General features: G+C 73.9%; 20 protein-coding genes. 10 read left to right on the plus strand and 10 right to left on the minus strand.

Annotated elements, in window-relative coordinates; all coding sequences use genetic code 11:
• Window positions 1-135: 135 nt before the first annotated feature.
• From QSK20_RS10095 to QSK20_RS10120, 6 genes are all read right to left on the minus strand, one after another.
• Window positions 136-1,050, minus strand: coding sequence for an NAD-dependent epimerase/dehydratase family protein (locus tag QSK20_RS10095; protein WP_285788325.1), 915 nt, complete (start codon window positions 1,048-1,050; stop codon window positions 136-138).
• On the minus strand, window positions 1,047-2,168 hold the full coding sequence (locus QSK20_RS10100; protein ID WP_285788326.1) for a cytochrome P450 family protein: 1,122 nt from the start codon (window positions 2,166-2,168) through the stop codon (window positions 1,047-1,049). Before QSK20_RS10100 ends, QSK20_RS10095 begins: the two co-directional genes overlap by 4 nt.
• Window positions 2,161-3,651, minus strand: coding sequence for a class I adenylate-forming enzyme family protein (locus tag QSK20_RS10105; protein ID WP_285788327.1), 1,491 nt, complete (start codon window positions 3,649-3,651; stop codon window positions 2,161-2,163). Before QSK20_RS10105 ends, QSK20_RS10100 begins: the two co-directional genes overlap by 8 nt.
• A 31-nt stretch (window positions 3,652-3,682) precedes the next feature.
• A complete protein-coding gene (locus tag QSK20_RS10110) occupies window positions 3,683-4,420 on the minus strand; it encodes a glycosyltransferase family 2 protein (protein WP_285788328.1) in 738 nt (245 codons plus the stop codon).
• Window positions 4,417-5,448: a 3-oxoacyl-ACP synthase III family protein gene (locus QSK20_RS10115; protein ID WP_285788329.1), complete on the minus strand. Its 1,032-nt coding sequence runs from the start codon at window positions 5,446-5,448 to the stop codon at window positions 4,417-4,419. Before QSK20_RS10115 ends, QSK20_RS10110 begins: the two co-directional genes overlap by 4 nt.
• 157 nt (window positions 5,449-5,605) lie before the next feature.
• Complete coding sequence (locus tag QSK20_RS10120) at window positions 5,606-6,769, minus strand: peptidase M23 (RefSeq protein ID WP_285788330.1); 1,164 nt, start codon at window positions 6,767-6,769, stop codon at window positions 5,606-5,608.
• A 288-nt stretch (window positions 6,770-7,057) separates the two neighbouring features.
• On the opposite strand from QSK20_RS10120, the gene QSK20_RS10125 reads away from it, so the two are divergent.
• From QSK20_RS10125 to QSK20_RS10145, 5 genes are read left to right on the plus strand one after another with little or no spacing between them, the layout of a single operon-like run.
• The gene (locus QSK20_RS10125; RefSeq protein ID WP_285788331.1) at window positions 7,058-8,791 is read left to right on the plus strand and encodes a sulfatase-like hydrolase/transferase; all 1,734 of its coding nucleotides are present in this window, start codon (window positions 7,058-7,060) and stop codon (window positions 8,789-8,791) included.
• Window positions 8,791-9,810, plus strand: a complete 1,020-nt coding sequence (locus QSK20_RS10130) for a formylglycine-generating enzyme family protein (RefSeq protein ID WP_285788332.1) — start codon at window positions 8,791-8,793, stop codon at window positions 9,808-9,810. The genes QSK20_RS10125 and QSK20_RS10130 overlap by 1 nt, the downstream gene beginning before the upstream one ends.
• Before the next feature lie 59 nt (window positions 9,811-9,869).
• Window positions 9,870-11,867, plus strand: coding sequence for a sulfatase (locus QSK20_RS10135; protein ID WP_285788333.1), 1,998 nt, complete (start codon window positions 9,870-9,872; stop codon window positions 11,865-11,867).
• 47 nt (window positions 11,868-11,914) lie between these two features.
• Window positions 11,915-12,580, plus strand: a complete 666-nt coding sequence (locus QSK20_RS10140; protein ID WP_285788334.1) for a 2'-5' RNA ligase family protein — start codon at window positions 11,915-11,917, stop codon at window positions 12,578-12,580.
• Window positions 12,469-13,296: a class I SAM-dependent methyltransferase gene (locus tag QSK20_RS10145; protein WP_285788335.1), complete on the plus strand. Its 828-nt coding sequence runs from the start codon at window positions 12,469-12,471 to the stop codon at window positions 13,294-13,296. Before QSK20_RS10140 ends, QSK20_RS10145 begins: the two co-directional genes overlap by 112 nt.
• 45 nt (window positions 13,297-13,341) lie before the next feature.
• Here the strand turns inward: QSK20_RS10145 and QSK20_RS10150 are convergent, their stop codons facing one another.
• The 3 genes from QSK20_RS10150 to QSK20_RS10160 all read right to left on the minus strand — a co-directional run bounded on the left by QSK20_RS10150 (window position 13,342) and on the right by QSK20_RS10160 (window position 16,738).
• The gene (locus QSK20_RS10150; RefSeq protein WP_285788336.1) at window positions 13,342-14,418 is read right to left on the minus strand and encodes a histidinol-phosphate transaminase; all 1,077 of its coding nucleotides are present in this window, start codon (window positions 14,416-14,418) and stop codon (window positions 13,342-13,344) included.
• 22 nt (window positions 14,419-14,440) lie between these two features.
• Entirely contained in the window at window positions 14,441-15,787 is a 1,347-nt protein-coding gene (locus QSK20_RS10155) for an MFS transporter (protein ID WP_285788337.1), read from the minus strand.
• A gap of 327 nt (window positions 15,788-16,114) precedes the next feature.
• Window positions 16,115-16,738, minus strand: coding sequence for a response regulator transcription factor (locus tag QSK20_RS10160; protein ID WP_285788338.1), 624 nt, complete (start codon window positions 16,736-16,738; stop codon window positions 16,115-16,117).
• Between the two features lie 479 nt (window positions 16,739-17,217).
• Here QSK20_RS10160 and QSK20_RS10165 point away from each other — a divergent pair, with 479 nt between their 5' ends.
• The 5 genes from QSK20_RS10165 to QSK20_RS10185 are packed head-to-tail and all read left to right on the plus strand — an operon-like array spanning window position 17,218 to window position 23,234.
• Window positions 17,218-18,855 (plus strand): HAL/PAL/TAL family ammonia-lyase, encoded by a 1,638-nt coding sequence (locus QSK20_RS10165; RefSeq protein ID WP_285788339.1) that lies wholly within the window; start codon window positions 17,218-17,220, stop codon window positions 18,853-18,855.
• Window positions 18,852-20,360 carry a 4-hydroxyphenylacetate 3-hydroxylase family protein gene (locus QSK20_RS10170; protein ID WP_285788340.1) on the plus strand — a complete coding sequence of 503 codons (1,509 nt, stop codon included), beginning with the start codon at window positions 18,852-18,854 and terminating at the stop codon, window positions 20,358-20,360. The genes QSK20_RS10165 and QSK20_RS10170 overlap by 4 nt, the downstream gene beginning before the upstream one ends.
• Window positions 20,361-20,401: 41 nt before the next feature.
• Window positions 20,402-21,160, plus strand: a complete 759-nt coding sequence (locus QSK20_RS10175; RefSeq protein WP_285788341.1) for a dioxygenase family protein — start codon at window positions 20,402-20,404, stop codon at window positions 21,158-21,160.
• Window positions 21,161-21,180: 20 nt separating this feature from the next.
• Entirely contained in the window at window positions 21,181-21,738 is a 558-nt protein-coding gene (locus QSK20_RS10180) for a flavin reductase family protein (RefSeq protein WP_285788342.1), read from the plus strand.
• Window positions 21,735-23,234, plus strand: a complete 1,500-nt coding sequence (locus QSK20_RS10185; RefSeq protein WP_285788343.1) for a UbiD family decarboxylase — start codon at window positions 21,735-21,737, stop codon at window positions 23,232-23,234. The genes QSK20_RS10180 and QSK20_RS10185 overlap by 4 nt, the downstream gene beginning before the upstream one ends.
• A gap of 193 nt (window positions 23,235-23,427) precedes the next feature.
• On the opposite strand, the gene QSK20_RS10190 is transcribed toward QSK20_RS10185, so the two are convergent.
• Window positions 23,428-24,366, minus strand: a complete 939-nt coding sequence (locus QSK20_RS10190) for a LysR family transcriptional regulator (protein WP_285788344.1) — start codon at window positions 24,364-24,366, stop codon at window positions 23,428-23,430.
• Between the last annotated feature and the right edge of the window lie 13 nt (window positions 24,367-24,379).

Genomic DNA, 24,379 nt, shown 5'->3' on the forward strand with positions numbered 1-24,379 from the left:
TGGCGATTAAAGACATCTGCGCAGGTCAGCATGGTTACAACGGAACCCGTCAGTAACATCTGGGTGCCACCCGTCGGAGCGCTCCCAAAAAAATTCGAACTTTTCTTCCGGACCCCGCCCTCGGCGGCGCCGCCGTCACCCGCCGAGGTGGTCCAGGTAGTCGTCGAACGTCCGGTCGGGCCGGTACCCCCGGGCGCGGGCCCGGCCGATGTCGAGGACCACGCCCCGGGCGAGCTGGTCGACCGCGTACCGGGTCAGCAGCGGCGGCCGGCGGGTCAGCCGGGCCACCGTGGTCGCCACGGTCGCCGCGGCGGTCGCCACGCCCACCGGCAGGTGGGTCAGGCGCGCCGCACTGCCGGTCGCCGCGAGCACCCCGCGCAGGACCGCGTCCCGCGAGTACGGCCGGTCGTCGGCGACGTTGTACGCCCCGCCCGGCCAGGCGGACGCCGCCAGGCAGGCGTCGGCCAGGTTCTCCACCGCGGTGAGGCTCAACCACACGTCCGGGCCGGGCACCGGCAGCCACCGCCCCCGGCGGGCGGCGAGCAGCCGGGGCAGCAGGTGCGGGTCACCCGGCCCGTAGACCGCCCGGGGACGCAGTACCACCGCACCGGCCGCCAGGGCGAGCCGTTCCCCGGCGGCCTTGGTGCGCCCGTACGCGGTGAGCTGGCCGTCGACCGGATGGTCCTCGTCGACCGGCCCCGCTCCCCCGGGCCGGTAGACGCTGGCGCTGCTCACCCAGACCAGCGGACGGTCGCCGACGGCGTCGAGCAGCCGGGCCGTACCGTCCACGTTGACCGCCCGGTAGGCGCGTTCGGCCGCCGGCCCCGGCACCGGGTCGCCGACCGCCGCCGCGAGGTGCACCACCAGGTCGGCCCCGGCGAGGTCGGGGACCTGCCGGGCGGCGTCCCACGGCACGTGCCGACCGACCGGTCCCGGCCGTCGGCCCAGGCACCACACCCGGGCACCGGCCGCCCCGGCGGCCCGCGCCACGGCGGAGCCGCAGAACCCGCTCGCCCCGGTGACCGCCACCCGTACGCCGGTGAGGTTCACCGACCGGCCCTGACCACCAGGCGGGCCCAGCCGGGCAGCGCGGCCCGCCCGTCGGCCCGGGCGGACACCACCACCGGCCGGTACGGTGCCAGGGCGGCGAGGACGTCGGCGAGCTGTGCCCGGGCCAGCCGGGCGCCGGGGCAGGAGTGCGCGCCCGCCCCGAAGACCAACCGTGCGGTCCGCGCCGGCGCGGGCGCGGCACAGTCCGGTCCGGACCGGTGTGCTCCGGCGGCGTGCCGGGCGACCAGCAGCAGCCGGTCCCCGGAGCGGACCGGGCAGCCGGCCGCCGTGCCGGTGCCGGCGGCCACCCGGGGCAGCAGCGGACTCGGCGCGGTGACCCGGAGCAGTTCGTCGACGAGCACGTCCCGGGTGTCGGCGTCCTCGGTGGCGTCCCAGAGCCGGTCGTCGGCACACCAGGCCACCGCCCGGGGGATGCCGGCCACGGTGGTGTTCACCGCCGCGACGGCGAGCATGCCGGCCAGGGCGGCCCGCTGCGGGGGCAGGCCGAGCAGGTCGGTCAGGTCGGTGACGGCCCGACGGGCGGCGCGGGCGTGACCGGGTCGGCGCGGGCCGGGCAGTTGCTCGGCGGCGGCCGTGGCGGCCGCGTGACGGGCGGCGTCGGCCAGGGTCAGCGGGTCCACCTCCACCCCGAGCAGCGCCGCCGTGGTCGCCCCGGCCAGTTCGGCCACCACCGGCACCAGGTCCACCGCCGCGCCGTCGCCCAGCGGCGCCAGGCGCTGCCGCAGCACCGCCGTCCAGACCGGACGGAGTTCGGCGACCCCGGCCGGGCCGAGCCCGTCGGCGAGCGTCCGGCGGGCGTGCCGGTGCCCGGCGCCCTCCTGGTCGAAGAGGAGACCGTCGGTGCCGAGCCGGCGGGCGGTGCCGCCCACGGTGCCGGCGGCGAGCCGGTCCAGCGGGATCCGGGTCAGCGCCGTGAGGTAGGCGTCCGTGTCGTGCACCAGCACGGTCCGGCCGATCCGCAGCGCCGGCCAGCGGCGGGTGGCGGCGAGCAGGGTGAACAGCAGCGGGTAGCGGCGCAGGTAGACCCGCCGGTCCCGGCGACGCCCCCGGCCCGGCCCCGGATGCCGCCGGTCGCCGGGGACGCTCGGGTCAGGCACGACGGTACCGGCCGGTCGGATCGGCGTGCCCGGTCCGGGCGGCGGCCAGGGCCGCCGCGGCGGCCCGGTCCGGTTTCCGGGACCGGCCGGAGGTCGGCACCGTCGCGACGACCAGCGCGTCGGGGCGGGCGGCCCCCATCCGGGTCAGCACCGGGTCGAGACAGCGGCGCAGCCGGTCCGGGTCGACCCCCGGTTCGGGTTCGACCACGGCGACCAGTCGCTCGTCCCCGTCGCCGGCCGGCACGCCGACCAGCACCGCCAGGTTGACCCCGGGTACGTGCAGCCCCGGCTCGTACAGTCCGGGATAGATGTTGACGGCGCGGCGCAGGACCATGTCCTTGCTCCGGCCGGCCAGGACGAGGCGTTCGCCGTCGTAGCGGGCCACGTCCCCGGTGTCCACCCACTCGGCCGGCGGCTCACCGAGGTAGCGGTGCGCCTGGCCCGGCCCGGCGAGCAGCAGACGACCGTCCGTCCCGATCCGGGTCCGTACCCCCGGCAGCGGCGTCCCGACGAGGTCGCCGGCACCGGTGAAGGCGGACTTCTCGGCCGACTCGACGGCGGCGGCCGGGAAGAGTTCGGTCAGCGCGTACACCCCCCAGGCCTCGTCCGCGCCGGCCTGCCGGACCCGGTCGAGCAGGGTGGCGCTCACCGGGGCGGAGCCGCTGTAGAACCGGCCGCGCAGCCGGGGCCCCTCGGCCAGCAGGGCCCGCACCTGCGGTGGGGTGAGGTAGCTGGCCTGGGGACGCAACCGGTCCAGTTGACCGGCGAGCCGCCGGGGCGACCGGGCCGGCAGCGCGACCGGGGCGCCGCTGGCCAGGGCGGGTATCAGCACGAAGAAGGTGCCGCCGAGCACCGGCTGGTCCGGTCGCGGCCGGACCAGGTCGGCGACGGCCCGCATACCGGCGTCCAGACCGGAGCGGCGGTGGACCACCGCCCGGGGCCGGCTGGTGGTGCCGGAGGTGAAGATGATCACCGCGTCGCCGTCGTCGTTCGTGGGCGTGGGGGCCGGTCCCGGGCGGGGCCGCAGTGCCGGAGCGCAGCCGGGCAACCGGCGACCGACGGTACGGACCGGACCGAGGTCGGCCAGCCGGGGCAGCGCCAACCGGGCGCGACCGGCCAGTGGCCGGGCCCAGCCGGCGACCGCCTGGGCGGCGGCGTCCGCGACGACCAGGGCGGGACGGGCCAGGGCCAGCCGCGCGGTGAGCACCTCGGGACCGGCGGAGGGGTCGAGCACCGCCACCCGCAGTCCGAGCCGGTGCGCGGCGAGCATCACCGCCAGCGACCGGGGACCGGGGCGCACCGCCACCCCGAGGGTGTCCCCGGCGACCAGCCCGTGGTGGTGCAGGACGGCGGCGTACCCGTCGGCGAGGTCGGCCAGGTCGCCCCGGGTGGCCCGGACCCGGGGTCGACCGGAGGCGGTGGCGGTGAGCACCGCCGGGGCGTCCGGACGGCGGCGGAGGGTGGCGGCCAGTTCGTCGAGCACGGAGGTCTCCCGGTGGGGCAGGGTGAGGGGGTCAGCGCGGGTCCGGGGAGAGCCGGCCGCTGCCCCGGTCCAGATACCAGGCCGCGCTGCGCAGCAGTCCGTACGCGCGCAGCCGCCGGGTCGAGTTCTCCACCACCATCGTCCGCTCGTGGACGATGGCGTCGGTGACCCGGCGGACCCGGTTGAGGAACTCCCGGTCGGTCGGGGACGGCCGGCGGGGCATCCCGCCGACGGCGAGGTAGGCGCTCGCGGTGATGGCCATGTTGTTGCCCGCGTGCATCCGGTACGGGGCCCGGTAACCGGCGCCCCGGTGGGCGGGACGCAGCCGCCCGAAGGTGGCCGCGACGCTGACCACGCAGCGGAACCCGGCCCGGCCGAGCGGGCCGTGCTCGTCGCGGCGGGCCTCGATCCGGCCGCACGCCATGTCCGCCCCGGCGGTGAGCGCGCGACGGGCGGCGGCCACCCATCCGGGTCGGGGCAGGCAGTCGGCGTCGGTCCGGGCGATCAGGGTCGCCCCGTGCGTGATGGCGTACCGGAAGCCGGTGTCCACGGCCGCCCCCACGCCCTTCTGCCCCTCCTCGACCAGCAGGGTCGGCACCGGCGACCGGGCGGCGAACCGGCGGACCACGTCGGCGGTGCCGTCGGTGGAGGCGTTGTCCATCACGAGCAGGGTGAAGTCCCGGTCGCTCTGCGCGGCCAGCGCGTCCAGCGTGGCACCGATCCGGGTTACCTCGTTGTAGGCGGGCACCACCACCCAGAGCGCGGTCACGACTTCTCCCAGACCATGGTCATCAGGCTGACCCCGCCGCCGAGGCCGATGAACAGCACCCGTTCACCGGGGCTCAGCGCGGCTTCGACCCGGGAGAGCTGGACGCCGAGCGTGGCGCTGGCCAGGTTGCCCAACTCGGCGACGGTGACCACCAGCTTGTCCTTCGGCACGCCGGTCACCTCGACGAACCGGTCGAGGTACGGCAGGGTCACCTGGTGCACCAGCACCCGCGCGTAGTCGGACCAGTCGAGGCCGGTGCGGTGCCGGACCCGGTGCAGGATGTCCGGTCCGATCTTCTCGAAGACGTCCCGCAGGGTCCGCCCGTCGCCGGCGAAGTAGGTGTGCTCGTCGCCGCGCGGGTGCCGGGAGCCGCCGCCGGGAATGCCGCCCACCGTCCAGTGCTCGGACCACGTCTCGGTGTCGACGTCGAGGATCCCGCCCCGGTCCACCGGCTCCACCAGCACGGCCGCGCCCGCGTCCCCGAAGGTGTAGCCGGCGAAGGCGCGACGGGCCTCGTCGAGGTCGGTGATCCGGGTGCGCATCGCCCGGGTCGGCGTCTCCCCGGTCACCACCAGGGCCCGACGGGCGCGACCGGCGAGGATGTTGGAACGGGCCAGGTCGATGCCGTTGAGGAAGCTGTTGCAGGCGTTGGTGACGTCCAGGGCGTGCGCGTGGCCGCCCAGTTCGGCCTGCACGATGTGGGCGGTGGCCGGCTCGACCATGTCCCGGGTGGCGGAGGCGAAGAGCAGCAGGTCCACCTCCTCCGGCTCGCGTCCGGCGGCGGCGAGCGCCGCCCGGGCGGCGCGGACGGCGAGGGTGGAGGCGTACTCGTCGTCGGCGGCGATCCGGCGGGAGGTGATCCCGGTCATCCGGGTGAGCAGCCCGGCCGGCAGGGGCAGTCCGCTGGCCTCGGCGATCCGGTGTTGGAGCTCGGCGGTGGGCACGACCTGCTCCGGCAGGCTGGCGCCGACCGCGGTGATGCCCACCCGTCCCCGGGGCCGTTCGAGGGGTGACGTGGGGTCGGTCATGCGTTGAGCTTGCCCAACGCCGCTGGCGGGCGGATGAGTAGGGGTGCTCATGTCCACCCGCCAGCGGACGCCGGACCACTACGAACCGGACGGCCGGGCAGGAGTCACCTGACTTCCCGGCCCACCGGCGGTCACGGCAGGGCCGCCGGTGGTGGTGTCAGCACCAACCGTTGACCGGACCGTTCAGGCCGCTCCACACGAAGGCGTCGCTGACCCAGGTGCCGTCGCTGAGCCGGTTCCACAGGGCGGTGGCGCCGTACCGGCCGGTGTGCGTGGTGCCGTTGCGCGAGCAGGAGATGGTCACCGTCGCGCCGTCGCCGACCGAGCCGGCCACCGCGTATCCGGTGCCGGGGCCGGTGCGCTTGTTCACCGAGCCGCCGCCGTTGGCGTCGACGACGGCCTGGTTGAAGCCGAGCGCGCCGTAGTTGTACAGCCCGCCGCCGGTGTTGACCCGCGTCGACCCGTGCAGGGCGTACCCCTGGTAGGCGGAGCCACCCTTCATGAACACCCACTTGCCGAGGCTGTGGTCGTGGATCTGCACGTACGCGTTGTTCTGCCGCAGGCCGAAGTGCACGTGCCGACCGGAGGCGGACCCGCCGCAGGTGACGTCGGTGCCGGTGTTACCCAGGAAGGCGCCCTCGCCGACGCCCACGCCGTTGACGTTGATGCTGTTCCAGAGGTGGTAGTAGTCGGTGGAGTACCCCCGGTCGTGGATGACCCGGATCCAGCCCCGGCACATGGTGTAGGCGGTGCCGCCGCGCGCGGCGAGCACCCGCTGGTCGCCGCCGGCCAGGTCGATGGCGCTGTACGGCAGTTCGCTCCCGCCCCACCCGTGCGGCCCACCGGTGTACGACCAGGTCTGGCCGACGGCGTACGGCAGGCGCATGCCGGTGCGGAAGTCACCGTTGGCGAGCATCGTCCCCAGCGACGGCGCGGCGAACACCTGCTTCTCCCGGGCCGACACGACGGTGGACGGGGCGGCCTCGGCGAGGTCGGCGAAGGCGGCCTCACCGTCGAAGGCGACCTGCCAACCGGTGCGGTCCCGGTGGGCGACGAAGACCGAGCCCTTCGGGTAGGCGTCCTCGACGTGCGGGGCGACGACGACGGCGGTGCCGAAGGCCCAGTCCCGGCCGTCGCGCCGGGTGACGGTGACCCGGGTGTCGTCGGTGCCGGCGGTGCGCAGGAACGGGTCGGCGGTGACGGACGTCTGGCCGAGCAGCCGGGCCGCCACCGCCGTGGTGACGTCACCGGCCGGAGCGGCCGCCGCGGCGGCCGGGACGGCGGTGAGGAGGACGACGGCGGACAACATGGCTGCCCGCACCGGACCTCGGATGGTTCTCCAGGACACAGGGACCCCCCATTCGACATCGAACGAGATCATGATGAGGGGACGGTACCGATCGCATCGAGAACTGTCCATCTAATCGCCAGAAAGATCCTCTACCCAACACGACCAATTCCCTAGTATTCTGATAGGCAAGGGCGGGAATTGGCGCCGACGCACGGCCCGGCTCCCGGCGGTCGCGTCCTCGGCGGCGGTCGACGCGCCGCGACGTCGTGGCACCACCACTCCCCCGCCCTGTCCGACCGACCGAGAGGACGTCCCCCGATGTCACCGTTGTCCCTGAGACTGGGCGCGGCTGCCGCCACGGCCACCCTGAGCTGCACCGCGCTCGCCGCTGCCGGCGCCGCCGCCCCGCCGACCGACGCCACGGACCGGCAGGCCCGCGCCGCGCGACCGAACATCGTCTTCGTGCTCGCCGACGACCTGGGCTGGGCCGACGTCAGCACCGGCCTGACCAACAGGGGATCCGGCAACCCCTACAACGAGACCCGCGCCGTCGACCGCCTCGCCCGGGAGGGTGTCGCCTTCGACAACGCCTACGGCGGCCCCAACTGCGTGCCGACCCGGGCCGCCCTCCTCACCGGCCTCTACGCGCCCCGGCCGACGAACAACCTCTACCTGGTCGGCGACCTCGACCGGGGTGGCGACCAGACGCTCCTGGACGGCGCGCCGCAGGGGCTCCCCGACGGCGACGACGCGCTGCCGGCCGAGGCCTACACCGTCGGCGAGGCGCTGCGGGACGCCGGCTACGCGACCGGGTACGTCGGCAAGTTCCACGTGACCCCGACCGCCGGTCAGATCACCACCGACTTCGGGTTCGAGGAGAACCTGGGCGGCTCGCACTCCGGGCACGCCAGCCAGTACCACGCCGTCGACGGAACGTTCAACGACAGCGTCGGCCCGGCGCTGGACAGGTTCGCCGCCGACTACACCCGGGCGTACGTCGACGAGAACATCAGGCCGTACTCCCACGGCGTGACCGACGCGACCCTGGACGCCCTCGTCGGCACCGACAAGCACGTGACCGACGCCGTGGCGGACGCGACCATCGACTTCATCGACCGCCACAAGCACGAGCCGTTCTTCACCTGGGTCAGCAACTACGCGGTGCACACGCCGATCGGCGACAAGCAGCCCCGCGCCGACCTGCTCGCGAAGTACCGTGCCAAACCCGCCGTCCCCGGGCACCCGGCCAACGCGCCGTACTCGGCGCTGCTGGAAGGGCTCGACCAGGGGCTGGCCCGCCTCGTGCACCACCTCGAGACCACTCCGGACCCCCGCAACCCGGGGCATCCACTGGCGGACAACACCGTCGTGGTGCTCACCTCCGACAACGGCGGGACGGCGAACGCCGACAACGGCTGGCTCAGCGGATACAAGGGCGAACTGCGGGAGGGCGGGCTACGGGTCCCCGCCGTCGTGTGGAGCAGGGGCGCGCACCTGGTCGACGGTGGCGTGGTCGACCCGACGCCGATCCACGCGGTCGACTACCTGCCGACGTTCGCGTCGCTGGCCGGCGCGAAGCTGCCCCGGGGCCTGCGCCCGGACGGGGTGGACCTCAGCCGGATCTGGCGCAACGCGAACGCCGAACCCGGCGCGCGACCCCTCTTCTGGCACCTGCCCGGATACCTGATCGCGGGTGCCCGGGACCAGCGTCCCGAGACGGTGATCCGGTCGGGGCCGTGGAAGCTCAGCTACCGCTACGAGACCCGCGACTGGAACCTCTACCACCTGGGCAACGACATCGGCGAGACCACCGACCTGGCCGCGACCCACCCGGACGTCACCCGGCGGCTGGGCAACCGGCTCGTCCGCTGGCTCGACGACGTCGACGCTCCGCTGGCCACGCTGCGCGCGGGCCAGGCCCCGATCACCGTGACCTTCCAGGGCACGGCGTACTCCGACGGGAAGATCACCCGGTACGACGAGCCGACCGAGCTGACGTTCCAGCCCGGCGACGAGGTACCGGCGCTGCTGCCCACCGTGGTCACCCGCTGATGGTCGCCGGCCACCACCACCGCAGCGCCGGGTCCACCGCGCCGAGTTGCTGCGCGCCCGCCGGGGGCCAGCAGGTCGCCGCAACCGGTGGGCTGCTCCAGATCGGGCGCCGGCCGCAGCCGGTCCCCGCCGTCCGGGAGGCCGACCGGCCGCGCTCCACACGCGGCCAGGTCGGTCTCCCCGGCGGGACCTTCGCCATGGGTGACGCCTTCGGTGAGGGCTACCCCGGCGACGGGGAGGGGCCGGTGCACGAGGTCACCGTCGGACCGTTCACCATCGACGCCACGACGGTGACCAACGCCGCCTTCGCGACGTTCGCGAAGGCCACCGGCTACGTCACCGAGGCCGAGACGCTCGGCGTCTCCGCGGTCTTCCACCTCCAGGTACGGGCCGAACGTCCCGACATCCTCGGGGCCGCCACCGGCACCCCCTGGTGGCTGGTGGTCCGGGGCGCCGACTGGCGGCACCCCTACGGCCCGGCCTCCTCGATCGCGGACCTCCAGAACCATCCCGTGGTGCAGGTGACCTGGAACGACGCCCGCGCGTACGCCGCCTGGGCGGGCAAGCGCCTGCCCACCGAAGCCGAGTGGGAGTACGCCGCCCGGGGCGGGCTGGCGGGATCCCGGTTCCCCTGGGGCGACGAGTTGCTCCCCCGTGGCCGGTGGAACTGCAACATCTGGCAGGGAGAGTTCCCCCGACGCAACACCACCGAGGACGGCTTCGTCGGCACCGCGCCCGTCAAGCAGTACACCCCGAACGGCTACGGCCTGTTCAACATGGTCGGAAACGTGTGGGAGTGGTGCGCGGACTGGTTCGCCCCCGACACCTACGCCCGGCGCGCCGGGACCCGCGTCGTCGATCCCGGCGGGCCGGCGGATCCGGACGTCACCGGGCGACGCGTGATGCGCGGCGGATCGTTCCTGTGCCACGACTCCTACTGCTACCGGTACCGGGTGGCGGCCCGCTCCGGGAACACCCCGGACTCCGCCGCCTCCAACGTCGGCTTCCGCTGCGCCTGACCCCCGTCCGGGCCCGCTGTCCGCGCGCCCTTCCGAACACACCCCCAGGGAGAACCTCCATGCACGCACCGAACCGGAGCGGGCTTTCCCGTCGCGGTCTCCTCGGCGGCGCCGCGGGCGCGGCCCTGGCCGGCCTCGTCCCGGATCCGGCGTTCGCGGCGCGTCCGCCGACGCCGGGCCGCCGGCCGCCGAACGTCGTCTTCGTCTCCGTCGACGACCTCGGCTGGGACGAGCTCGGCAGCTACGGCAACACGTTCAACGAGACGCCGGAACTCGATCGGCTGGCCCGCGACGGCATGCGCTTCACCAGCGCCTACGCCGCAGCCCCGCTCTGCTCGCCGACCCGCGCCGCGCTGATGACCGGCCGCTACCCGGTACACACCGGAATCACGGACTTCCTCCGGGGCGAGCCCGCGGCGAGCGACAAACACCTGTCGCCGGACATCCCGACCCTGCCCGCCGTCCTCCGCCCCTTCGGCTACACCACCGGACTGGTCGGCAAGTGGCACCTGACCGAGACCTACAGCGGACCGTACGAGGAACGTCCCGGCAACCCCCACGCCCACGGTTTCGACGAGGTGATCGCCTCGGAACGGAAGTACATCGGCGACGGCGACTACTTCCACCCGTACTCCTTCATGCCGGACCTGCCGGCCCGGGAACCGGGCGAGTACCTCACCGACCGGCTGGCGGCCGAAGCCGTCGACTACATCACCCGGCACCGCCACGAGCCGTTCTTCCTGCACGTGTCCAACTACGCGGTACACACCACCCTGGACGCCAGACCCGACCTCGTCGCCAAGTACCGGGCCAAGCCGGGCGCCGGGCAGGCCCCGAACCGGCCGGTGCTGGCGGCCATGCTGGAGAGCATCGACCAGCAGGTGGGGCGGATCGCCGACACGCTCGCCGACCTCGGCCTGGACCGTGACACGCTGCTGCTGGTGACCTCCGACAACGGCGGCCCCTACCGCGACGCGAACCAACCGCTACGCGGCGGCAAGGGCGAACTGTACGAGGGTGGCATCCGGGTGCCGCTGATCGCGTACTGGCCCGGCACGGTGGCCCCGGGGCAGCGCAACGCCACCCCGACCAGCACCGTCGACGTGCTCCCGACCGTGGTGGACCTCGCCGGTGGCGACCCGGGAGGCAGGTTCGACGGCCGGAGCATCGCCCCGGTGCTCAACGGCGGCCAGGAGGCCGAACGCGGCCCGCTGTTCTGGGTCTACCCGCACTTCATCGGCCGGACCCACCCGCACGCCGCCATCCGGTCCGGGCAGTTCAAGCTGGTGCAGTACCTGCGGGACGGGCGCAGCGAGCTCTACCACCTGGCCCGCGACCCGGCGGAGAGCACCGACCTGTCCGGACGCCACCCGCAGAAGGCCCGACAGCTGCGGGCGCTGCTGGAAGCACACATCGCCGAGAGCGGGGTCTTCCCCGCCCTGCCGACCCCCGAGCACTACCCGACGGTGGAACTGGCGGAGTCGTTCGACGACGACCTGCGACGGTGGAGCGTCCTGCCGGTGACCGCGTACGCCGCGCCGACCGTCGTCGGCGGTGGCCGGCTCGCGGTGACGACGGACCGGATGACGCACCTGGTGTTCCGCTCCGACGTCGCCCCGGGCTCCGACCGGGTGGCGGTCGTGCTCGACCCGGGCACGTTCGCCGGGGCCGGCACCCAGGACACCGTCTTCGTCGGCCTCGCCCGGGACGCCGGGAACTACCTGCTGTTCCGCTACCACAACGGGCTGCGCCGGGTGGGCTGGGACCTGCGGGTCGACGGCACCCTGATCACCGCGGGCGTCGAGCCGTTGGACAACCTGGACGGCACGGTGGACCTGACCGGCCCGGCGGCCCGGTACGCGTTCGTCCTCCACGGCCACCGGGCGACGGCGTACGTCGACCAGGGCGGCGGATGGGAGTTCCTGTTCACCGCCGACACCGGTGGCGCCATCGACTTCGGCGACCCGGCCGTACGCGCCCGGTACCGCTACGCCGCGAGCGTCCGCCTCGACGACGGCACCGTCACCCTCGACGGCCTCACCGCCCGCCGGGCCTGACCGGTGGCGGGCCCGGTGGACGCACGGGGACGGCCTACGCTGCGCCGGTGCGACGACACCTCTGCGTGGCTCCGACGGGCCGGACGATCGACCAGATCGAGCGGTGGCGGCGTGCCTGGGATCCGGTGCTGGCCCGGATCGTCCCGGCGCACGTCACCATCACCTATCCGGAGGAGACCGCCGACGAGGATCTCCTGCTGCGCCGGGCGGAGCGTCTCCTCGGCGCGACGCCTCCGCTCCGGCTGCGGTTGGGCGAGGTCGTCGCCGAGGACGGCGGACGGGGCGGGGTCTTCGTCGCGGTCCACGACGTGGACGGCGGTTGGGCCGACCTGCGACGGCACCTACTGGCCGAGCCGATGACGCCGCTGGACGTCCCGGCCCACCTCACGGTGGTCCACCCGCGCACCTCCGCCCGGGGCCCGGAGTGCCTCACCGCCCTCGCCGGGCAACGGCTGGACGCGGAGATCCGGGTACGGGAGGTGTGGCACACCGAGACCTCCGCCGACACCTTCACGATCCTGCGCCGCTTCCCGCTGGCCACCGGGAGCGGGCGGGTAAAGTCGTTGGCGCGGCGGGACCGGGGTGTGTCAGCGTCCACACCATGCTCGACTACCGCACCGTCAACCGGGCCAACTGGGACGAGCGCGCCGCCGCCCACGCCGCCTCCCCGGACTACGCCGTCGACCGGTTCGCCGCCGACCCCGACTTCCTGAGCTCGGTGGTCCGGTTCGACCTGCCCCGCCTCGGCGACGTCGCCGGGCTGCGGGGCGTGCACCTGCAGTGCCACATCGGCACCGACACCGTATCGCTGGCCCGGCTCGGGGCGAGGATGACCGGGCTCGACTTCTCCGGGCCCGCGCTCGCCCAGGCCCGCCGGCTCGCCGGCAGCGCGGGCGTCGACGTCGACTTCGTCGAGGCCGACGTCTACGACGCGGCGGACGTGCTCGACGCGGGCGGCTACGACCTGGTCTTCACCGGGATCGGCGCGCTGTGCTGGCTGCCCAGCGTCGACCGGTGGGCCGAGGTGGTCGGGCGTCTGCTCAAGCCGGGCGGGCGGCTCTTCATCCGGGAGGGACACCCGATGCTGTGGGCCGTCGACGACCGCCGCACCGACGGGGTCCTCGCCCTGGAGTTCCCGTACTTCGAGATGGCCGAGCCGTCCGTCTGGGACGAGGGCGGCACCTACGTGGCGACCGACGCGACGTTCACCCACAACGTGACCCACGAGTGGAACCACGGCATCGGCGAGCTGATCAGCGCGCTGATCGCCGCCGGTCTCCAGGTCACCGGGTTCGCCGAACACGACAGCGCGCCCTGGGAGGCCCTGCCCGGCCGGATGACGCTCGGCGACGACGAGGAGTGGCGGCTCACCGAACGACCGGAGCGACTCCCTCTCACGTACACCCTCCAGGCCGTCAAGACCGGCTGAACGGGCTCCGCGCCGGGGTCGAGCGTCACGGGCCCCGGAGCGTGCTCAGTCCGCTTCCGGCGGATCGGGCGGGCCCTCGGGCGCGGCGACCAGCCGGAGGAAGGCGTCGTTCTCGGCCGGCGTCCCGACGCTGACCCGCACGCCCAGTCCGGGGAACGCGCGGACCAGCACCCCGTGCCGCCGGCAGTGCGCGGCCAGCGCCTCGGCCCGGTCGCCGACCGGCAGCCACAGGAAGTTGGCCTGACTCGGCGGGACGGCGAATCCGGCCCGGACCAGTTCCGCCCGCACCCGGTCCCGTTCCCGCCCGATCCGTCGGCACCGGTCGCGCAACTCGTCTCCGGCGTCGAGCGAGGCGAGGGCCGCGATCTGGGCGAGCGCGTTCACCGCGTACGGCAGCGCGAGGCGGCGTACCGCGTCGGCGACCGGCACCGGGAACACGCCGTAGCCGACGCGGAGCCCGGCCAGCCCGTACCCCTTGGAGAAGGTGCGCAGGACCGCGACGTTGCCGCGCGAGCGGGCCAGGCCGACGCCGTCGGGCACGGCACGGTCGTCGACGAAGTCGCGGTACGCCTCGTCGAGCACCACCAGGACGCGGTCGGGCACCCGGTCGAGGAAGCGGTCCAGGTCGTCCCGGTCGACGGTGGTGCCCGTCGGGTTGTTCGGGTTGCACAGGAAGACCACCCGGGTGGCCGGGGTGACGGCGGCGGCCATCCCGTCGAGGTCGAGGACGTGCCCGCCGGTCAGCGCGACCGGCCTCGGCACGGCGCCGGCGGCCCGGCTCAGCACCGGGTACAGCTCGAACGAGGGTGAACCGGCCACGACCTCGTCGCCCGGCCCGCAGAGCGCCTGGAGGACCTGCTGGCAGAGGCTGACCGACCCGTCGCCGACGACGACCCGCCCGGCGGCCGCCCCGAGCTGGTCGGCGAGCCGGTCGACCAGCCGGGCGGCGGCCGGATCCGGGTAGCGGTGCACGCCCGTGGTGGCCTCCGCGAGCGCGCGTGCCGCCCCGGGCAGCGGACCGTCGGGAACCTCGTTGTTGGCCAGCTGGACCAGCCCCGGCTCGACCAGGGTGGGCCGGTAGCCCGGTTCGGCGGTGGCGGACGCCCGGGAGGGGACGGTCATCGCGGCTCCTCGTCGTCTCAGGTCAGGCTCCGGCCGGGTCCTTTCCCACGTGCTCGTCGACCGCCGCCTGGCTGCCCAGACCGGCCCGGAACGCCACGGCGACCACCACCACCAGCGCCGCGCCGGCGGCCAGCATCGGGCGGATGCCGATCAGGGTGGCGGTCACCCCGGCCGCCAGCGCGCCGAGCGGGTTGGCCCCGAAGCCGATCATCCGGTAGGTGCTGGTGACCCGGCCGAGCAGGGCGTCGGGGACCAGTTCCTGGCGGACGGTCACGGTGACCACCATCCAGGTCATCGCGGCGGCGCCGAAGAGGAACAGGGACAGGCCGGCGACGACCGGCGTCGGCAGCAGGGCCAGCGAGGTGAGGGTGAGGATCACCACCAGGACCGCGGTGGTCAGCGCGGACCGGTCGCCCCACCGGGCGCGCAGCCGGGGCACCAGCGGCGCGACGGCCACGTTGCCGAGGGCGAAGCACGCCATCAGCAGGCCGTAGCCGAGGCTGCCGAGTCCCAGGTGGTCGTTGACGTAGAGGACGAAGATGCCGAGCAGCGCCCCGCTGACCAGGGCCATCGCCCCGTAGATGACCGACTGGTCGCGCAGCACCCGGTGCCGGTTGAGCCACCGCAGCCCCTCGATCACGTCCCGGCCGACGCCGGCGCCGTCCGCGCCCGGCTCCCGGCGGGGCACCCGGATGGTGAGCACGAGCACCGCGGCGAGCACGAAGGTGAACGCGTCCACGGCGAACAGCCACGCGACGCTGAAGGCGAACACCAGGCCGGCGATCGGCGGACCGATGAACTGGGAGGTGAGCACCTGCGCCGCCATCAGGCGACCGTTGGCCGCGCCGAGTTGCGCCGGGTTGACGACGGCGGGCAGGAAGGCCCCGGCGGCGGTGTCGAAGACCACCTGCGCGCAGCCCACGGCGAACGCGAAGGCCACGATGAGTGGAATGGACGGCTCCCCCACCACGAGCAGCACCGCGAAGGCCGCGACCACGATGCCGCGTACCAGATCGGTGGTCCACATCAGGGTGCGCCGGTCGACGCGGTCGGCCAGCACCCCCACGAACAGGCCGAAGAGCAGCCAGGGCAGCATGCCCGCGACGGTCACCGCGGCGACGTCGCCGGGAGCCCGGGACACGGTCGCGGCCAGCAACGGCAGGGCGGTGTAGCGGAGGCCGTCGCCGAGGCCGCTGACGACCGCCGCGGTCCAGAGGCGATGGAACGCCGCCGGCAGGCGGGTGGACGTGCCGTCGTCGCCCGGGATCGTCGGATCCGGCGGTACGGCGCCGGTGGCGGGACGCTCCTGGACCGTGCCCGCCGATCCGGTCTCGGTCGCGGAATCACCGGAGGTCGTCGAATGCTCCACGCGCAGAACCCTTCGCGTTCGGGGAGGTCAACCGGCCCGTCGTCGCGGGCCACGGAGTCGGGCGGACAGAGCACCGGCCGACCGTGCGATTATCCGATCACGACTGACCGTAGTCGACATTGTGGGAGAGGGTCAACCTCGGCCATACGCCGAGAGCGAACGCCAATTCGTGCCGAACGAAGACCGATATGCTATCGAAGCCTATGGCTGTATTACTGTTGTTGCGCCGCAGTTGCCACCGGCCGCGTCCGACCCGACGCGACCGTTCCCGTCGACCCCGGCCGCCAGGTGCGGCGATCCGGCGGTCCGTATCACGCCGGGTCGGCGTCACCCCTTCTCCGGACCACCCTCGGCGGTGATCCGCCCGCCCATCAGGTGGGCCAGCACCTGGGTCCGGTTCTTCAGGTTGAGCTTTCCCAGAATGTTCGACACGTGGAACTTCACGGTCTTCTCGCTGAGCGACAACTCGGCGGCGATCTCCGCGTTGGACACCCCGGTGAGCATCAGGTCGAGGATCTCCGTCTGCCGGAGGGTGAGCGGGTCACCTCGGCCGACCGGGCGGCCCGCCGGCCCGCCGGGACGCCCCGAGCGGACCAGTGGCCGCACGATCACCCCGGCCAGCCGGGGCGCGAGGTAGACACCCCCCTCGGCCACCGACCGGACGGCGAAGCCCAGCTCGTCGGCACCGCCGTCCCGGAACAGCAACCCCCGGGCCCCCGCCCGCAGGTACTCCCGGCAGGAGTCCCCGGCGTCGAGGCCGAGCAGCACGACCGCCCGGGCGGACCGCTGCGGGGCGAGCTGCGCGACGGACGCCAGCACCGACGCGGACCCCAGACTGTCCTCGTCGTAGACGACGACGTCCGCCGCCCGCCGCCGGGCGGCGTCGGCCACCGTCCCGGCCTCGGCCGCCTCGCCCACGATCGTGAACGCCGGGGACAGTTCCCCGAGCATCAGGCCGAGACCGGACCGGAATATCGGATGGTTACCGCCGACGAGTATGCGGATCCGGCCTGTCGCGCCAGAGACCGGCGCCACGGATTCTGCGAGACCAGCGCCCACCAGACCCTCCGTTCCGACCAACTGCGGCGTATCTGTGGACACCGATGAGCCTACACAGGCGACCGGAATCCATCCAACGAACGAAATTAAGAGTTAGCGCCGTACGGTATCAGCGTTTCTAAATTCCTCCGACGTGCCCGGGTCGTCGCCGCCACCTCGACCGTGGTCCGGGCACCGGCGGCTGGGCCGGACCGGGGACCGGGCCGGAAACCGGACCTGGGTCGGAAGACAGGACACCGCCGGAGTGCGCAGACTACGGAAGCGGTGCCGATCATCCGGATCACTTCCCGCCTTCCGGCGTCACCCATTTCCGGCGACCTCCGAGCGCGATTCCCCATTCCCCGTCCGGTCCCACCTGCGAGGAGCACCCGATGAACCGATCCATGCCGAGCGCCGACCTGGTGCTCGACGGCCGTTCGCTGACCATCGAGGAGGTGGTGTCCGTCGCCCGGCCGGCCGAGCCGGTCGCCCTGCGCCTGAGCGACGGGGCGGCCGACGCCATGAAGTCCTCCCTCGACCTCAAGCACGAGCTGATGGCGCAGCGCATCCCGATCTACGGGGTCACCACCGGGTTCGGCGACAGCTGCGTCCGGCAGATCGCCCCGGAGAAGGCCTGGGACCTGCAACGCAACCTGGTCCTCTACCACCTCAACGGAGTGGGCCCGACGGCCACGCCGGAGGTCGCGCGGGCGTCGATGCTGATCCGGGCCAACTCCCTGGCCCGTGGGGTCTCGGCGATCCGCCCCGGCACCGTGGAGCTGCTGCTGCGCCTGGTCGAACGCGACGTCCTGCCGCTGATCCCGGAACGGGGCTCGCTCGGGGCCAGCGGGGACCTGGTGCCGCTCTGCTACCTCGCCGCCGCGCTGATCGGCGAGGGGGACGTCGCGCACCGGGGCACGGTCCGCCCGGTCGCCGACGCGCTCGCCGAGGAGGGCCTGGAACCGGTACGGCTGGAGCCGAAGGAGGGCCTGTCCCTGATCAACGGCACCTCGTTCACCGCGGCCTTCGCCGCGCTCGCCACCGCCGACGCCGAGGAGCTGGCCTTCGTGGCCGACCTGGCGACCGCGATGTCGTGCGAGGCGCTGCTCGGCAACGCCTCGCACTTCCACCCCTTCGTGCACGACAGCAAGCCGCACCCCGGGCAGGGCCACAGCGCCGGCCTGGTCCGGACGCTGCTCGCCGGCTCCGCGCTGACCACGTCGTACGAGGAGATCCTGCTGCGCCGGGAACCGCTGCGCGAGCGCGGCTACGTCCGGCTCGACCACCGGATCCAGGACAAGTACTCGATCCGGTGCGCGCCGCACGTCACCGGCGTGCTGCGGGACACGCTGTCCTGGGTCCGGCCCTGGGTGACGACGGAGATCAACTCCGCGACCGACAACCCGCTCTTCGACGGCGAACTCGGCGCGCTGCACCACGGCGGGAACTTCTACGCCGGGCACCTCGGACAGGCCATGGACAGCCTCAAGGTGGCGGTGGCCAACATCGCCGACCTGTTGGACCGCCAGCTGGAGCTGATCGTCGACGAGAAGTTCAACAACGGGTTGACCCCGAACCTGGTGAGCCCGACCGCGCCGGACGACGCCCGGGCCGGCCTGAACCACGGCTTCAAGGGCATGCAGATCGCCTGTTCGGCGGTGACCGCCGAGGCGTTGAAGATGGCCGCCCCGGCGACCGTCTTCTCCCGCTCGACGGAGGCGCACAACCAGGACAAGGTCAGCATGGGCACCATCGCCGCCCGGGACGCGCGGACGGTCGTCGAGCTGACCCGCAGCGTCGCCGCCATCCACCTGATCGCGCTGGCCCAGGCGATCGACCTGCGGGGCGTGGAGAAGGCCTCCCCCGCCGTCCGGCGGGTGCACGCGGCGATCCGCGCGGTGTCCCCGTTCGTCGACGGCGACCGGCGGCTGGACCTCGACGTCGAGGCGGTCGCCGGGCTGATCCGCACCGGGGCGCTGCGCCGGGCCGCCGGGGTGGCCGCGCCGTCCGACCCGGCCCCGGTCGCGTGACCGGGGCGACGCCGCCCCGGCGTCCACTGACCGGGGCGGAGTACGTGGAGAGCCTGCGGGACGGCCGGGAGGTCTGGCTCGACGGGGAACGGATCCGCGACGTCACCACCCACCCGGCCTTCCGCAACCCGGTACGGATGACCGCCCGCCTCTACGACGCGCTGCACGACCCGGACACCGCCGACCGGCTCACCGTGCCCACGGACACCGGCGGCGGCGGGCGGACGCACGCCTTCTTCCGGGCGCCGCGCAGCGCCGAGGACCTGCTGGCCGACCGGGCCGCGATCACCGAGTGGGCCCGGATGACCTACGGCTGGATGGGACGCAGCCCGGACTACAAGGCCAGTTTCCTGGGCACGCTGGGCGCCAACGCCGACTTCTACCAGCCGTTCCGGGACAACGCGCTGCGCTGGTACCGGGAGTCCCAGGAACGGGTCCTGTACTGGAACCACGCCATCATCCACCCGCCGGTGGACCGCAACCTGCCGCCGGACGAGGTCGCGGACACGTTCGTCCACGTCGAACGGGAGACCGACGCCGGGGTGGTGGTCAGCGGCGCGAAGGTGGTGGCGACCGGGTCGGCGATCACCCACTACAACTTCGTGGCCCACCACGGCCTGCCGATCCGGCGCAAGGAGTTCGCGCTGGTGTGCACCATCCCGGTGGGCGCGCCCGGCGTCAAGCTCATCTGCCGTCCGTCGTACACGGCCGCGGCGGCGGCGCGGAGCCCGTTCGACTATCCGCTCTCCAGCCGGCTCGACGAGAACGACACCATCTTCGTGCTGGACCGGGTGCTGGTGCCGTGGGAGAACGTCTTCGTCTACCACGACGTCGAGCGGGCGAACGACTTCTTCCCGGGCTCCGGCTTCGTGCCCCGGTTCACCTTCCACGGCTGCATCCGGCTGACCGTGAAGCTGGAGTTCCTGGCCGGGCTGCTGGCCAAGGCGCTGGAGATCACCGGCACCGCCGACTACCGGGGCGTGCGCAGCCGGTTCGGCGAGGTGCTGGCCTGGCGCAACCTGTTCGCCGGCATCAGCGACGCGATGGCCCGCAACCCGCTGCCCTGGGCGGGCGGCTCGGTCCTGCCGAACCCGGAGTACGGGATGGCGTACCGCTGGTTCATGACCGTCGGCTACCCGAGGGTCAAGGAGATCATCGAGCAGGACGTGGGCAGCGGCCTGATCTACGTCAACTCCAGCACCCGGGACTTCGCCAACCCGGAGGTCCGCCCCTACCTCGACCGCTACCTGCGGGGCAGCAACGGCTACCAGGCGCAGGACCGGGTCAAGGTGATGAAGCTGCTCTGGGACTGCGTGGGCACCGAGTTCGCCGGCCGGCACGAACTCTACGAACGCAACTACGCCGGCAACCACGAGGGCGTCCGGCTGGACCTGGTCCGCCAGGCGGAGACCAACGGCCGGCTCGACGAGTTCCGGACCCTGGTCGACCGCTGCCTCGCCGAGTACGACCTCGACGGCTGGACCGCCCCCGACCTGATCGCCTGAGCCGGCGCTCCGCCACCGGCCCCACACCGAGAGGACACGAGATGCCCGAGGACCGGGTCGCCGCCTTCGCCGGCGAACTCGTCGCACACGTCCGGAAGTCCCTGGTCCGTCACGAGATCAGCTACGCGGACTACCAGACGGTCAAGAGTTTCCTGATCGATGTCGGCGAGGCGGGCGAGTGGCCGCTGCTGCTGGACATCCTCTTCGAACAGACGGTCGAGACGTTCAACGCGGTCGACGGGGCGGGCGCGGGCGCCGTGGAGGGGCCGTTCTACGTACCGGACGCCCCGATGCGGCAGTCACCGTGCGCGCTGCCGCAGCGTCCCGACGAGCCCGGCCAGCCGCTCCGGCTCTCCGGCGTGGTCCGCGCGCCAGACGGCACGCCGTTGCCCGGCGCGGTGCTGGACACCTGGCAGGCCGACGCCACCGGCGGGTACTCGCACTTCGCGCCGGAGCTGCCGGCGTACCTGCTGCGGGCCCGGGTGGTGACGGACGCGGCCGGGCGGTTCGACATCCGGACCATCCTGCCCGGCGCGTACCAGGTCCCGGCGGCCGGCCCGTCCGGGCGGTTGTTCGCCCTGCTCGGCAAGCATCCGTGGCGGCCGGCGCACCTGCACTTCAAGGTCTCCGCGCCCGACCACCGGCCGCTGACCACCCAGCTCTACTTCGCCGACGACCCCTGGTTGGACAGCGACGTCGCCGAGGCGGTCAAGGACGAACTGGTCCTCAAACCCCGTCCGGAGGACCGGGACCTGGTGGCCGAGTACGACTTCGTGCTGGCCACCGGGAAGTCCGGCTGACCACCGGGAGGTGTGCCCGTATGGCCGTCGCGCCCCACGACCTCCGGCGACTGCTGGGGTCGTTCGCCAGCGGCGTCACCGTCGTCACCTATCCCCTGCCCGACGGTGGGGCCGGCGGCATCACGGTGAACGCCTTCACCTCCGTCTCCCTGGACCCGCCCCTGGTGCTGGTCTCGGTGCACCGGGCCAGCCGGGCGAACCGGCACCTGCCGGCGGCGCCGTTCACCGTGAACATCCTCGCCGCCGGGCAGCGCGACCTGGCCCTGCACTTCGCCGGGCAGCTCCGCCGTCCACTGGTCGAGTGGTGCCGGGACCGCCCCTCCCCCCGGCTGGCCGGCTGCCTCGGCTACGTCGACTGCGTGCCCTGGGCGCGCAGCGACGGCGGCGACCACGTGCTGCACCTCGGCCGGGTGGTCGACATCGGGCCGGGCGACGGCGAGCCGCTGGTCTTCTACCGGGGCGGCTTCACCGGCCTCGACACGCCGGCGGGCCGGATGCCCGCCCGTACCCCGCAGGGGGTGTCCGCCGACGACGGCCCGTCGCGGCGGTGGCCCGCACCGAACGGAGGTGTCCCGTGACCGAACTCCCCGACCTGCGCAGCCACCTGGCCGCGCTCGACCGGTTGGGTGAGCTGCGTGTGGTGACCGAGGAGGTCGACCCGGACCTGGAGGTCGCGGCCTTCGCCCGGCACAGCTACGAGACGCGCTCGCCCGCCCTGCTGTTCGACCGGCCCCGGGGCGGGCAGGGGGTGCGGCTGCTCGCCGGCCAGGCCGCGCTCAGTGGCGACCCGGACCGGCCGCTCGCCCGGGTGGCGCTGTCGCTCGGCATGCCGGCGGACAGCTCCGCCGCCGACCTGGTGCGGCGGCTGGCCCTGGTCCGCGAGCGGCGGCCGGTGCCGCCCCGGCTGGTGGCGGCCGGACCGTGCCAGGAGGTGGTACGCCTCGGCGCGGACGCCGGCCTGGACCGGCTGCCGGTGCCGACCCTGCACCTCGGCGACGGCGGCCCGTACGTCAACACCTGGGGCACGATCGTGGCCCGCACGCCGGACGGTTCCTGGACCAACTGGTCGATCTCCCGGGTGCAGCAGCTCGACGACCGGCGGATGACCGGTCTGTTCGTGCCGGGGCAGCACCTGACGATGATCTGGCAGATGTGGGCCGAGCGGGGCGAGCCGATGCCGTTCGCGCTGTTCCAGGGCGGCGCCCCGGCCATCCCGTTCGTGTCCAGCATGCCGCTGCCCGACCACGTCGACGAGGTCGGCTACCTCGGTGCCCACTACGGCCGGCCGCTGGACCTCGTCCGGTGTGTCAGCGTGGACCTGGCGGTGCCCGCCGACGCCGAGCTGGTGATCGAGGGAACCGTCTCGACGGACCGGGACGCCGACGAGGGCCCGTTCGGCGAGTACCCCGGATACCTGGTCACCGAGACCAGTCGGCAGCCGGTCTACACCGTCACCGCGGTCACCCACCGGCACGACGCGGTGTGGCCGCTGGTCGCCGAGGGCCGCCCGGTGGACGAGTACCACACCGCCGCCGGGCTCTGCTTCTCGGCCGAGGCGCTGGGCCTGCTCCACGCGGCCGGCCTGCCGGTGACAGGCGTCTGGTCGCCGTTCGAGACCGCCAACCACTGGCTGGTGGTGACGGTGGCCGCCGACTGGCGCGAACGACTGCCGCAGACCGGCACCGCCGAGCTGTGCGACCGGATCGGCGAGGTCGTCTGGGCGAGCAAGTTCGGCTTCACCGTGCCGAAGCTGTTCGTGCTCGACGACGACGTCGACCCGGCCGACACCGGGGAGCTGCTCTGGGCGCTCGGCACCCGGCAGCATCCGGTGGACCGGAGCGCGGTCAGCGTCGGCGAGATCCTGCCGATCCTCGCCTGCTACTCGGACGCCGAACGCCAGGCCCGGACCGGCCCCCGGGTGGTGCACGACTGCCTGCTGCCGCCGGTGGGCGCGGGTCGCCTCGCGCAGAGTTCCCTGCGCGAGGCCTACCCCGCCGACCTCCAGGCCCGGGTACGCCGCCACCTGGACCGCACGCCCACACCCCACCCGGCTGAGGTGGTTGCAGGTGGCTGAGGTGGTCGAGGTGGTTGCCGAGGGCTGAGGTGGTTGCAGGGGTCCCTTCCTACCGTTTTCTGCCGAGCAGGGGACCCCTGCAACCACCCGGGCGCGCAACCACCCGGGCGGGCGACCGGCCGGGCGCAACCACCCGGGCGCAACCACCGGGGCGGGCGACCGGCCGGGCGGCACCGGCCGGTGGGTGGGGCGGTCAGGAGCGGTGGGCGGGCAGCGGCACCCGGGGCGGCGCCTCCGGGCGGAACGTCGAACGGGCCGCCTCGACCAGCAGTTCCCGCATGATGCTCGCCGAGCGCAGCCGGGTCAGGCCGAGCGGCTGGGCGGTGTGGATCCGCCCGGTCAGGCCGGGCTCCGCGACCGGGCGGGCCACCAGGTCCGCCCGGAGCACCGGCACCGCCAGCGAGGAGACCAGCCCGACGCCGACCCCGGCCGCGACCAGCCCCTGCACCGACATCTGGTCGTCGGTGCGCAGGACGACGCGGGGCAGGAATCCGGCCTGCGCGCAGACCTCGGGCAGCACCTCGTCGACGGGGTTCTGCCGGGTGCCCTGGATCCAGTTCTCCTCGGCCAGGTCGACCAGGGAGATCGGGCCCGCGCCCGCGAGCCGGTGGCCCACCGGGAGGATGACGTGCAGCGGGTCGTCGAGCAGGTGACCCAGTTCCAGACCGGTGAGCTGCCGGTGGTCCTGCCCGTCGAAGACGTACACCAGGGAGATGTCGAGCTCGCCGGTGACCAGCCGGTGGGCGGCCTCGGCCAGGTCCACCCGGTGCAGGGTGAGGTCGACGGCGGGGAAGCTGCGCCGGAACCGCGCCACCGCCCGGGCGACCAGGGTCGCGTCGGCGGTGGGGAAGGAACCGAGCCGGAGCCGGCCGCCGCTGGCCGCGGCGATCGCCTCCAGGGTGCCCTTGGCGGCGCGGTACTCGTCCAGGATCCGCTCGACGTGGTCGAGCAGGGCCCGGCCCGGTTCGGTGAGGCGGACGCCCCGGGGTAACCGTTCCAGCAGCACCGCTCCCAGTTCCCGTTCGAGGGCGGAGATGTGCTGGGAGACCGCCGAGGTGGTGTAGGTGAGGTGCTTGGCCGCCCGGGTGAGCGAGCCCTGCCGTACGACCTCCTTGAACACAGTGAGCCGCACGAAGTTCATGGTG

Origin of the sequence: Micromonospora sp. NBRC 101691 (assembly GCF_030269285.1) — a bacterium.
GTDB classification, from domain to species: Bacteria; Actinomycetota; Actinomycetes; order Mycobacteriales; family Micromonosporaceae; genus Micromonospora; species Micromonospora echinospora.

Bases quoted from the DNA above. Each gene is read 5' to 3' on its own strand.
- QSK20_RS10115 (WP_285788329.1), bottom strand. From the start codon at position 5,448: ATGACCGACCCCACGTCACCCCTCGAACGGCCCCGGGGACGGGTGGGC.
- QSK20_RS10125 (WP_285788331.1), top strand. From the start codon at position 7,058: ATGTCACCGTTGTCCCTGAGACTGGGCGCGGCTGCCGCCACGGCCACC.
- QSK20_RS10130 (WP_285788332.1), top strand. From the start codon at position 8,791: ATGGTCGCCGGCCACCACCACCGCAGCGCCGGGTCCACCGCGCCGAGT.
- QSK20_RS10135 (WP_285788333.1), top strand. From the start codon at position 9,870: ATGCACGCACCGAACCGGAGCGGGCTTTCCCGTCGCGGTCTCCTCGGC.
- QSK20_RS10145 (WP_285788335.1), top strand. From the start codon at position 12,469: ATGCTCGACTACCGCACCGTCAACCGGGCCAACTGGGACGAGCGCGCC.
- QSK20_RS10150 (WP_285788336.1), bottom strand. From the start codon at position 14,418: ATGACCGTCCCCTCCCGGGCGTCCGCCACCGCCGAACCGGGCTACCGG.
- QSK20_RS10160 (WP_285788338.1), bottom strand. From the start codon at position 16,738: ATGCTCGGGGAACTGTCCCCGGCGTTCACGATCGTGGGCGAGGCGGCC.
- QSK20_RS10165 (WP_285788339.1), top strand. From the start codon at position 17,218: ATGAACCGATCCATGCCGAGCGCCGACCTGGTGCTCGACGGCCGTTCG.
- QSK20_RS10175 (WP_285788341.1), top strand. From the start codon at position 20,402: ATGCCCGAGGACCGGGTCGCCGCCTTCGCCGGCGAACTCGTCGCACAC.
- QSK20_RS10180 (WP_285788342.1), top strand. From the start codon at position 21,181: ATGGCCGTCGCGCCCCACGACCTCCGGCGACTGCTGGGGTCGTTCGCC.